The following is a 9822-nucleotide window of genomic DNA, read 5'->3' as shown; positions in this document are numbered from 1 at the left end:
TGTGCCGGGTCAGCCGTTGGCGGGCTCGTCCACCTGCGTCATGGCGTCGGCCAGGGTGCTCACCAGCTGCGGCAGGCGCGGGCCCCACCGGGAGGAGATGTCGGCCGAGACGGTGACGATGTTGTCGTTCTGCACCGCGGCGACCTCGGACCAGCCCGGCCGGTTCGCGACGTCCTCGGCGGTGTAGGACACCTGGTCGGTGATGACGATGAGCTGCGGGTCGGCCTCGATGATGGCCTCCTCGGTCAGCTGCGGGTAGCCGGTGCCGTCGGCGTCCGCCTCGTCGGCGATGTTGACCGCGCCGAACTGGTCGTAGACGTCGCCGATGAAGCTGTTGCTGCTCGCGGAGAAGAAGGTCTCGTCCAGCTCGTGGTAGACCCGCAGGCCCTCCACGCCCTCGGGCGCGTCGGCGAAGGCCTCCTCGACCTGCTGGCGCAGGTCGGCCACGGTGTCGGCGGTCTCGTCGGGGTGGCCGGTCGCGATGCCGAGCATGGCCATCCCGTCCCAGCCCTCCTCGATCGTCGTCGGGGCGGGGTTGTCGATGACCGGGATGTCCAGGGCCTCGAGGGAGGCGGTGAGGTCCGAGGTGTCCCCGGAGATGACGACGAGGTCGGGCTCGTAGCCGGCGATGGCCTCGACGTTGGGCTCGTAGCCGGACAGGTCGGTCGTCGGCGCCTCCTCCGGGTAGGTCGAGAAGGCGTCGGCGGCGATCACCTGGTCGCCGGCACCGATGGCGAAGAGGATCTCGGTCGCGGAGGGGGACAGCGAGACGATCCGCTGCGGCTGCTCCTCGATGGTCACCTCGCCGGCGGTGGTGTCGACGGTGACCGGGAAGCCGGCCGGGTCGTCAGCGGCGTCGCCCATGTCCTCGGAGGCGGCGGACTCGTCGCTGGTCTCCTCGGAGCCGGCGTCGGTCTGCTCGGCCGCGGTGTCCTCGGAGGCGCCGTCGGTGCTGTCCCCGCCGCAGGCGGCGAGGGTCAGGCCGAGCGCGAGGGCGCAGGCCAGGCGGAAGGGGGGACGGATGCTCATCGTGTCTCCTGTCGATCGAGGGAGGTTCCGCTCGAGCGACGGGACGGGCGTCCGCCGTCCGAACCGGCCCTGGGTCCTCGAGGGCATGTGGTGTCGGATCGCCGGGCAGTTCGACCGGACTCGGCCGCCACACGCCTCCTCGAAGAAGGGCTCAGGCGACTCCACCGTTGCGGGACAGTGCCGGGTTCTCACCGGACTTCGTCTGCACGACGCGCGCCAGCCTACGCCACCCGGCCCCCTCCCCGCACCGGACGTTCGAGCGGTCCGCACCGGACGCGTGCTCGGACCGCACCGGACGCGTGCTCGGACCGCACCGGACGTGCGGTCGGTCCGCTCCGGGCGTGCGTCGGGTCAGGCGGGCGGTGCGTCGAGCGCCCGCCCCAGCCGCGTCAGCCCGTCGGCGTCCGGGACGGCGACGCGGGCGACGCCGGGCATGCCGAAGCTCGTGCAGTCGCGGACGAGGACACCGTGCGGCGCCAGCGTCTCGCGCAGTCCCGCCCGGTGCACGAGCACCCAGGGTGCGTCGCCCGCGTCCACGGTCAGACCGTGCGCGGTGAGGAGGTCCACGAGCTCCCCGCGCAGCGACCGTATGCCGTCCGCCCACCTCGGCAGGTCGGCGGCGGCGAGCAGGTCGGGCAGCACGGCGAGGGCGAGGCTGCTCACCGACCAGTGCGGCTGGCGGGCCCGGAGCCGGGCCACGAGGTCGGCGTCGGCTACGACGTACCCGAGGCGGAGCCCGGGGCAGGCGAAGGTCTTGGTGAGGGAGCCGACCGTCGCCGCGGCACGGTCGCGCCCGGCGGTCCACCGGCCGGTGGCGAGCGCGTAGAACGCCTCGTCCCACACGTCGGCCCGCTCGTCCGGACCGGCCAGGTGGCCGCTGGGGCTGTGCGGGTCGCTGCGCCAGCGCGGGCCGTCGGGGGAGCGGGGGTGCAGGCCGAAGTCGGGCTCGCTGCGCACGCCCCCGCCCAGCTCGGCCGCGACGAGGTGGATCGCCTCGCTGCCCCCGTTGGTGAGCAGCAGCCGCTCCGCGTCCACCCCGAGGGCCGCCGCGAGCGCACGGGTCGCCGCCGTCGGGTCGGGGTAGTGGCCCAGCGCGTCCAGGTGCCGCTCCAGCATGGGCGCCACCGGCGGCGCGAGCGGGTTCATGGTCTGGCTGAGGTCGAGCAGGTCGGCCGGGTCCAGGCCCAGCGCGCGGGCCACCGCCGGCCCGTCGCCGCCGTGCGCCCCCGCGGGCGGGAGCGACGGCCTCCGCGCCGTCACGACGCGCCGCGACCCACGAGCGCCCCGACGGCCATGACGACCAGCATCACGACGCCGGCGGTGACGGCGGCCGCAGCCGCGGCGACGGCACCCGCGCCGAGCCAGCCGACGACGAGACCGACGACCCCGATGCCGGCGAGCAGCCACCCCAGGGTGAGGAACACAGGCGCCCGGAAGGCTGCGGCGAAGGGGATGAAGTGCAGGCCGACACCCGCGGCCACCAGCGCGGGCATGAGCTCCTCGCGGTCGGCCTGGGCGAGCACGAGGCGACCGAGGGCGAAGACCAGGAGCATGCCGGCCACCGACGCCAGGTAGACCAGGCCGGCGCGCCGGCGCGGCGGCTGCCCGGCCGGGAGGTGCGAGGCGGGGCGCACCCAGACCGCCCAGACGTAGAACGCCACCGCGACGAGGTAGGCGACCAGGGCCACCGCCGGCCACGCCCCGGGGAGGGACCCCCGGTTGACGAGGACGAAGACGGTGGCACCGACGAGGCCGATGATGCTGCCGATGCGGTAGGGGTGGATCACGGTCCCAAGCCTAGGCGCCCGGTCGACCGGCCGCCCGGAGGTCGCCGGGGCGGGGGTCCGACACCCCGTCAGGACGCGGAATTCCGCGACGCGCCGGGCTTCGTAGTTGGCAAAACGCGCGATGGTCTGCCTACGGTGTGGCCGATCCATTGGCTCTACGAAAGGCTGTCACTATGAGCAAGAAGGTTATCGTCGAGGCCGTCGCGCGCGAGGCGGGCATGACCCAGGCCGCCGCCGACAAGGTCGTCAACTCCGTCCTCGAGGCCATCTCCGCCGAGCTCGCCAAGGGCGAGAAGGTCTCCCTCCCCGGCTTCGGCACCTTCGAGGTCCGCGAGCGCTCGGCCCGCACCGGCCGCAACCCGCAGACCGGCGAGGAGATCCAGATCGCCGCGAGCAAGGCGCCGGCGTTCAAGGCCGGCTCCAAGCTCAAGGAGCGCGTCTCCTGAGCTGAGGCTCCTCCTGCGTGACGCCCGGTCGGCCCTCGTGGCCGGCCGGGCGTCCGCGTCCCCGGCGTGGTGCGCCGACCCGGAGGCGCAGCGACCTGACCGACGCGGCGACGTCACCCACGTCGCGACATCACCGGCACGGTCGCCCCCTCGGCGCCACGGGTTCCCTATCCTGCAGGTATGCCCGCCCGACCTGACGCACCGCAGCCGCGCGTCTGGGAGCGCTTCGTGGCCCTGGGGGACTCGTTCACCGAGGGTCTGGTCGATCCCGACGCGTCCGCCCCGACCGAGGACCGCTACGTCGGCTGGGCCGACCGGGTGGCTGCCGCCCTCGCCGCCCGCAACGACGCGCTGGGCGCGCCCTTCGGCTACGCCAACCTGGCCATCCGCGGGCGCCTCATCGACGCCGTCGTCAGCGAGCAGCTGCCCGCCGCGCTGGCCCTCCACCCCGACCTGGTGAGCCTGTCCGCCGGGGGCAACGACGTGCTCCGCCCACGGGTGTCGATGCGCGCCGTCATGGACCGTCTGGAGGGGGCGGTGGCGCAGGTCCGGGAGACCGGCGCCGACGTGCTGCTCGTCACCGCACCGGACGTGTCCTGGGCGCCGCTGGTCAACCGGGTGCACCCGCGGATGGCCGAGTACACCGCCAACCTGTGGGCCGTCGGGCAGCGCACCGGGTCCTTCGTCGTCGACATCTACACGCTGCGTGCCCTGCACGACGCCCGCATGTGGGGGCCGGACCGCATCCACTTCAGCAGCGAGGGGCACACCCGGATCGCCGCGCAGGCGTTGTGGACCCTGGGGCTGGAGCAGGACGAGGACTGGGTCACGCCGCTGGACCCGGCACCCCCGCTGGGGCGGATCGAGTCGTTGCAGGCCGACCGCGAGTGGGTGGCGACCCACCTGCGTCCGTGGATCCGTCGCCGGATCCGGCGGGAGAGCTCGGGCGACGACAGGGTGCCGAAGCGACCCCAGCTCGGCCCGGTCGTGCCCCCGGCCCCCTGACCCGGGATCAGCGGCGGCCCCACTCCCAGCTGGGCGTCGACAGCATCCCCTGCCCCACCACGCGGGTCTCGCCGAGGTCCTTGGCCAGCCCGTGCACGCACATCGCCGGCACCTCGCCGGGGTCGGTCTCCAGGTCGCGCGGGTCGGCGTCGAGGCCGTCGGCGTCGCGCACCGCAGCGGCGAGCGCCTCGACCATGGGCTCGGAGTGGGTCACCAGCACGACCTGCGCGCGGCGGGACGCCCGCACCACCGCCCGCGCCAGCGGCGCGACGAGGCTCGGGTGCAGGCTGGTCTCGGGCTCGTTGAGGGCCAGCAGCCGTGGCGGCACCGGGGTGAGCAGGGCGGCGAGCCAGAGCAGGTAGCGCAGCGTGCCGTCGGACAGCTCGGCGGAGCGCAGCGGTCGCAGCATGCCGGGCTGGTGCAGCGCCACGTCGAAGAGCCCGTCGGTCACCGCGATGTCCAGCCGGGCCCCGTCGAAGGCGTCCTCGACGGCCGCGGTCAGCTCGGCCCCGGAGTCCTCACGGATCGTTTGGAGGGCAGCCGCGAGGTCGGCGCCGTCCTCCGCCAGCGCCCACGTCCGGGTGCCGACCTGCGGCCGTCGGGCCGGCGCCCCGGCATCGACCCGGAAGCCGTCGTAGAACCGCCACGTGCGCAGCTCCTTCCGGACCGCCCAGAGCTCCGGCGCCTCGAGCGGGTCGACGACGTCGGTGAGCATGCTGGACCACGGCGGCACCGACACCGGCGCCGTGTCCCACCGGCCGTCCTCGTCGCGCAGCTCGACCGCCTGGTGCCGGCGTCGGGCGGCCAGGGTCGCCGGTCGCATGACCGGCCCCCGCCACACCGCCTCGCGCTTCAGCTCCGGGTCGCGGTCGAAGGCCGAGCCCCCCTGCACGGGGATGCCGAGGTCGACGAGGTAGGACAGGTCGGGCCCGGCGCCGCCGACCCCGAGGCGGACGCCGACCGGGCCGGAGCGCGAGGTCCCCTGCACCTCGTGGCCGCGGCGAGCCTGCGCGAGCGACTCCGGCCCGGCCCACAGCGCCGAGGCCAGACCGCCCTCCTGCGCGAGGGCGCGGACCGCCTCCCCCCGACCGCAGGCCCCGAGCAGGCGCAGGGCGCGGTAGAGGCTGCTCTTGCCCGACCCGTTCGCCCCGGTGACGACGGTCAGCCGCCCGAGCGGCAGCACCACGTCGCGGAGCGAGCGGTAGCCGTGGACGGCGACCGTCGCGTACATGGCGGCCACCGTAGGCGCACGCGCCGACAGTCCTGGGCCCTCGCCGACCGGACGCCGCGCGTGGCGACGGCGACGCCCGGGCGGCCGGGGTATGCCGTCAGTCGCCCCGTGCGGCCCCGCCCAGCCCGCGCTCGGCGCGGTCGGTGAGCAGCCACTGCGCGGTCATCGAGCGGAACCGGTCGTCCCCGTCGCGCAGACGCTCCAGGGCCGGCTCGACGCACGGCTCGTCCAGGGCGGCCAGCGCCTCCAGCGCCACCAGGGCGTTGTCCTTCTCGTCGGTCTCGGCCATGGCGGCCAGGGGGGGCGCGGCCGGGCGGGCGGCGGGGTCGCCGACGAGGACGAGGGTCTGGGCCGCGTGGCGCCGGACGGCGCCGTCGCCGTCGGCCACCGCCTCCGCCAGCCCGGGCACCCCCGGCTCGCCCAGCTGCTCGAAGGCCCGCGCGAGCTCGCGCTGCTGCTCCTCGCCGCCCTGCCCGAGGTGGGGCAGGAGGGCGGGCGCCGCCTCGGCGGTGCCGGTGCGGCCCAGGGCCCACCAGGCCTTCATCGCCACCCGGTGGTCCGCGTCGTCGGCGAACGGCAGGATGTGCGGCACGGCCTCCGGGGCCTGGATCTTGCTCAGGGCGTGCAGCACCTGGACCCTCGCCTCCGGGGCCCCGCCCAGCGCCTCGACCAAGTGCGGCAGCGCGGCCGCGGGGCGGCGCACGACCGCCCAGGTCAGGGTCTCCCGGACGAAGAAGTCCGGCTCGGCGACGAGCAGCGCCACCAGCTCCGGCGTCAGCGACTCCTCCCCGTGGGTGCCCAGGTACACCGCCGCCTTCTGACGGACGGTGGGGTCGACGTCGTACACGGCGCGACGCGCCTGCTCCAGCGTGCTCACAGCTCTCTCCTCGGGTTCCGGTCCGGCAACGCGTGCAGGACCAGGGTCATTCCTCACCGGGCGTGAGGGTCAAGGCAGCACGAGCGCGGCCGGTGGGGGTGGGGGCGACCACGGGCGGCGCCCGGTGGGACGATCGGGGCATGAGTGCAGGGCAGGGACCGGCCTCCGCCCCCGGTCACGACCACGGGGCGGACGCCAGCACGACGCGGTTGCTGGTCGCCTTCGCGGTCACCGCCACGATCCTCGTCGCGGAGGTCGTCGGGGCGTTCGTCACGGGCAGCCTCGCGCTGCTCGTCGACGCGGGCCACATGCTGACCGACGCCGGCGGCCTGCTCATCGCCCTCACCGCCGCCCGACTCATGACGCGGCCCCCGTCCGAGCGTCGGACCTGGGGGTATGCCCGCGCCGAGGTCCTCGGGGCCGGCGCCCAGGCGACGGTCCTGCTGGGGGTCGGCGGCTACGCCCTCGTCGAGGGCGTGCGCCGGCTGCTCGCGGACGAGCCGGCCGAGGTGGCGGGTGGGCTGCTCCTGGCCTTCGGCGTGGTGGGGCTGCTCGGCAACCTGGTCGCGATGCTCGTCCTGGCCGGCGGGCGGGACGCCAACCTCAACCTGCGCGCCGCCTTCCTCGAGGTCGTGGCCGACGCGCTGGGCTCGGTCGCGGTCATCGTCTCGGCGGTGCTCATCCAGACCCTGGGGTGGACGCGGGCGGACGCCGTCGCGGGGGTGCTCATCGCGCTGCTCATCCTGCCCCGGGCGGTGACGATCCTGCGGGAGGCGGGCAGCGTCCTGCTGGAGTCGGTGCCCCCGGGGCTGTCGCTGCCGGAGCTGCGCGAGCACCTGCTCGGGGTCGACCACGTCCTCGACGTGCACGACCTGCACGTCTCCCGCATCGGCACCGGGACGCCGGTCCTCAGCGCCCACGTGGTCGTCGAGGACGGGTGCTTCCGCGACGGCCACGCGCCCCAGCTGCTGGACGCGCTGCAGTCCTGCGTGGCGGGGCACTTCGACGTCAGCGTGGAGCACTCGACCTTCCAGCTGGAGCCGCGCCAGCACGGGGGCCACGAGCAGGCCCACCACCCGTGAGCGCCGGCACGTAGGCTCGCGGACATGAACGACCCGCTCGGATCCGACCCCCCGGCGCCCGAGGTCGTCGACCTCGCGCACGTCCTCTTCGACCTGGCGAGGGCCGGTGACGGCGAGCGCCTCGCCGCCTACGTCGACGCCGGGGCCCCCGTGGACCTCACCGACCCGGCGGGCAACACCCTGCTCATGCTGGCGGCCTACCACGGGCACCCGGGGACCGTGGGCGAGCTGGCCCGCCGCGGCGCCGACGTCGACCGGCTGAACGACCGTGGCCAGTCGCCGCTGGCGGGCGCCGTCTTCAAGGGCGAGGCGGAGGTGGTGGCCGTGCTGCTGCAGCACGGCGCCGACCCGGACGCCGGGCAGCCCACCGCCCGCGAGACGGCCGCGATGTTCGGCCGCGAGGACCTCGTCGCCCGGGAGGCCTGAGGGGGCCTAGGTCTGCCGCACGCCCTCCGCGCCGAGGACCGCGAGCAGCTCCAGCTTCTCGTGGCTGTCGCTGCCCGGGGCGGCGGTGTAGACCAGCAGCGTCTGCGCCTGCGCAGGGGCGTGCATGACCTGGCAGTTCAGCTCGATGTCGCCGACGGAGGGCAGCCGGTAGCGCTTGACGTCCGGCGGCTGCAGGCCGACCTCCTGCCGCTGCCACACCTCCCGGAACTCCTCGCTGGACTCCAGCAGGAGGGTCGCGAGCTCCGCCGCGCGGGACCCTGGCCCGCGCAGACCGGCCACCCCGCGCAGCCCGGAGGCGTAGAGCCGGGAGTAGGACGCGTGGTCCTCCTCGGCGTAGATGTCGCGGGCGCCCGGCAGGGCGAACCAGCGGTAGCCGATGCTGCGGAAGGGTCCGGTGAACCGGGTGAGGTCGCCGAGCAGGGCGATCCCCACCGGGGTCTGGCGCAGGGTCTCGCCGAGCTCGGTGACGACCTCGGCCGGGGTGTCGGCGAGCCGGTCGAGGATCCGCAGGACGCCGGGACTGATGTGCATCCCCGCCGAGGCGGCCGGAGGGGGCGGATGTCCGGCCAGCCGGAAGAGGTGGTCGCGCTCGGCGACGGTGAGGTGCAGACCCTGCGCGATCGAGCCCACCATCTGGGCGGACGGCCGTGGGCCGCGCTCCTGCTCCAGCCGGGACCAGTAGTCGGTGGACATGTGGCACAGGGCCGCCGCCTCCTCCCGGCGCAGCCCGGAGGTGCGTCGTCGCGGCCCCCGCGGCATACCGACGTCCTCCGGCTGCAGCGACTGCCGACGGTGCCGGAGGACGTCGGCGAGTCCGGCGCGATCCATCATGGGCCCCATCCTCGCTCCTCGTCGGGCGGTGATCCAGGGACCGGCGGTCCCGGGATCAGCGAGCCCTGGATGCGCTCCGGCGACCTGGTCACCCTGGAGTCCGGCGCACCCCGCGCCGCCCACCGACAGGAGCGACATGCCACGCAGAGACCCCGACCTCACCCTCCCCGACCTCACCGGCCGACGAGCCCTGGTGACCGGCGCCAGTGACGGCATCGGGCTGGGGATCGCCACCCGCCTCGCCGCCGCCGGGGCGGAGGTCGTCATGCCCGTCCGCGACCAGGGCAAGGGCGAGGCGGCGGCGGGCCGCATCCGGGACCATCACCCGACGGCCCGGCTGCGGCTGGAGTCCCTCGACCTCTCCTCCCTGGCCTCGGTGGCCGCCCTGGGCGGGCGGCTGCGTGCCGACGGGGCGCCGCTGCACCTCCTGGTCAACAACGCGGGGGTGATGACCCCGCCCGAGCGGCAGGTGACCGAGGACGGGTTGGAGCTGCAGCTCGGGACCAACCACCTGGGGCACGTGGCGCTCACGGCGCACCTGCTGCCGCTGCTGCGGGCCGGCGGGGCGCGGGTGGTCTCCCAGACGAGCATCGCCGCCCGCGGCGGCGGGATGCACTGGGAGGACCTGCAGTGGGAGCGTGGCTACGACGCGATGGGGGCCTACCGGCAGTCCAAGATCGCGCTCGCGCTCTTCGCGCTCGCGCTCGACCGGCGCAGCGCCGACGCCGGCTGGGGCATCACCAGCGCCCTCGCCCACCCCGGGGTGGCGCCGACCAGCCTGCTCTCGGCCAGGCCCGAGATGGGCCGCTCCCGTGCGACCTCGAGCCGCCGGGTCATCCAGTGGCTCTCCGACCGGGGCGTCCTCGTCGGGACGGCGCACAGCGCCGCCCTGCCGGCCCTCCTGGCGGCGACCTCCCCGGAGGGAGGGGCGTTCTTCGGCCCCCAGGGCTGGGGGCACGCCGGGGGGCCGCCCGGCAGCACCCCCCTGTGGCGGCCGCTGCGGACCGGGGACGCCGAGCGCCTGTGGGCGGTCTCGCAGGAGCTGGTCGGCGTCTCCTTCGGGTGAGCTGCGCACGTCGGCACGCCG

The 9822-nt window shown here is 75.5% G+C and carries 11 protein-coding genes; 5 read left to right on the top strand and 6 right to left on the bottom strand.

Annotation, left to right across the window (positions count from 1 at the left end; genetic code table 11):
• Positions 1-9 precede the first annotated feature (9 nt).
• The 3 genes from FHD63_RS14830 to FHD63_RS14820 all read right to left on the bottom strand — a co-directional run bounded on the left by FHD63_RS14830 (position 10) and on the right by FHD63_RS14820 (position 2816).
• Positions 10-1029, bottom strand: coding sequence for an ABC transporter substrate-binding protein (locus tag FHD63_RS14830; protein WP_139722715.1), 1020 nt, complete (start codon positions 1027-1029; stop codon positions 10-12).
• Positions 1030-1380: 351 nt separating this feature from the next.
• Positions 1381-2229, bottom strand: a complete 849-nt coding sequence (locus FHD63_RS14825) for an aminotransferase class I/II-fold pyridoxal phosphate-dependent enzyme (RefSeq protein WP_139722714.1) — start codon at positions 2227-2229, stop codon at positions 1381-1383.
• A gap of 56 nt (positions 2230-2285) precedes the next feature.
• Entirely contained in the window at positions 2286-2816 is a 531-nt protein-coding gene (locus FHD63_RS14820) for a hypothetical protein (protein WP_139722713.1), read from the bottom strand.
• Positions 2817-2989: 173 nt separating this feature from the next.
• On the opposite strand from FHD63_RS14820, the gene FHD63_RS14815 reads away from it, so the two are divergent.
• Together FHD63_RS14815 and FHD63_RS14810 are read left to right on the top strand one after the other, a co-directional pair.
• Positions 2990-3262: an HU family DNA-binding protein gene (locus tag FHD63_RS14815; protein ID WP_058892695.1), complete on the top strand. Its 273-nt coding sequence runs from the start codon at positions 2990-2992 to the stop codon at positions 3260-3262.
• A gap of 180 nt (positions 3263-3442) precedes the next feature.
• Positions 3443-4267, top strand: coding sequence for an SGNH/GDSL hydrolase family protein (locus FHD63_RS14810; RefSeq protein WP_139722712.1), 825 nt, complete (start codon positions 3443-3445; stop codon positions 4265-4267).
• Positions 4268-4274: 7 nt separating this feature from the next.
• On the opposite strand, the gene FHD63_RS14805 is transcribed toward FHD63_RS14810, so the two are convergent.
• A complete protein-coding gene (locus FHD63_RS14805) occupies positions 4275-5498 on the bottom strand; it encodes an AAA family ATPase (RefSeq protein ID WP_139722711.1) in 1224 nt (407 codons plus the stop codon).
• A gap of 97 nt (positions 5499-5595) precedes the next feature.
• Positions 5596-6375 (bottom strand): HEAT repeat domain-containing protein, encoded by a 780-nt coding sequence (locus FHD63_RS14800; protein ID WP_139722710.1) that lies wholly within the window; start codon positions 6373-6375, stop codon positions 5596-5598.
• 140 nt (positions 6376-6515) lie between these two features.
• Here FHD63_RS14800 and FHD63_RS14795 point away from each other — a divergent pair, with 140 nt between their 5' ends.
• Together FHD63_RS14795 and FHD63_RS14790 are read left to right on the top strand one after the other, a co-directional pair.
• Positions 6516-7457 (top strand): cation diffusion facilitator family transporter, encoded by a 942-nt coding sequence (locus FHD63_RS14795; RefSeq protein WP_139722709.1) that lies wholly within the window; start codon positions 6516-6518, stop codon positions 7455-7457.
• Between the two features lie 24 nt (positions 7458-7481).
• A complete protein-coding gene (locus FHD63_RS14790; RefSeq protein WP_139722708.1) occupies positions 7482-7883 on the top strand; it encodes an ankyrin repeat domain-containing protein in 402 nt (133 codons plus the stop codon).
• A 6-nt stretch (positions 7884-7889) separates the two neighbouring features.
• On the opposite strand, the gene FHD63_RS14785 is transcribed toward FHD63_RS14790, so the two are convergent.
• Positions 7890-8735, bottom strand: coding sequence for a helix-turn-helix transcriptional regulator (locus FHD63_RS14785; RefSeq protein ID WP_139722707.1), 846 nt, complete (start codon positions 8733-8735; stop codon positions 7890-7892).
• Between the two features lie 136 nt (positions 8736-8871).
• Here FHD63_RS14785 and FHD63_RS14780 point away from each other — a divergent pair, with 136 nt between their 5' ends.
• The gene (locus FHD63_RS14780; protein WP_139722706.1) at positions 8872-9801 is read left to right on the top strand and encodes an SDR family oxidoreductase; all 930 of its coding nucleotides are present in this window, start codon (positions 8872-8874) and stop codon (positions 9799-9801) included.
• Positions 9802-9822: the final 21 nt, after the last annotated feature.

The organism is Serinicoccus chungangensis (assembly GCF_006337125.1).
Lineage (GTDB): Bacteria > Actinomycetota > Actinomycetes > Actinomycetales > Dermatophilaceae > Ornithinicoccus > Ornithinicoccus chungangensis.
Note: the sequence above shows the minus strand (reverse complement) of the source record. Positions and strands in the feature narration are given on the sequence as shown.

Bases quoted from the DNA above. Each gene is read 5' to 3' on its own strand.
- FHD63_RS14780 (WP_139722706.1), top strand. From the start codon at position 8,872: ATGCCACGCAGAGACCCCGACCTCACCCTCCCCGACCTCACCGGCCGA.
- FHD63_RS14790 (WP_139722708.1), top strand. From the start codon at position 7,482: ATGAACGACCCGCTCGGATCCGACCCCCCGGCGCCCGAGGTCGTCGAC.
- FHD63_RS14795 (WP_139722709.1), top strand. From the start codon at position 6,516: ATGAGTGCAGGGCAGGGACCGGCCTCCGCCCCCGGTCACGACCACGGG.
- FHD63_RS14830 (WP_139722715.1), bottom strand. From the start codon at position 1,029: ATGAGCATCCGTCCCCCCTTCCGCCTGGCCTGCGCCCTCGCGCTCGGC.
- FHD63_RS14810 (WP_139722712.1), top strand. From the start codon at position 3,443: ATGCCCGCCCGACCTGACGCACCGCAGCCGCGCGTCTGGGAGCGCTTC.
- FHD63_RS14805 (WP_139722711.1), bottom strand. From the start codon at position 5,498: ATGTACGCGACGGTCGCCGTCCACGGCTACCGCTCGCTCCGCGACGTG.
- FHD63_RS14785 (WP_139722707.1), bottom strand. From the start codon at position 8,735: ATGATGGATCGCGCCGGACTCGCCGACGTCCTCCGGCACCGTCGGCAG.
- FHD63_RS14815 (WP_058892695.1), top strand. From the start codon at position 2,990: ATGAGCAAGAAGGTTATCGTCGAGGCCGTCGCGCGCGAGGCGGGCATG.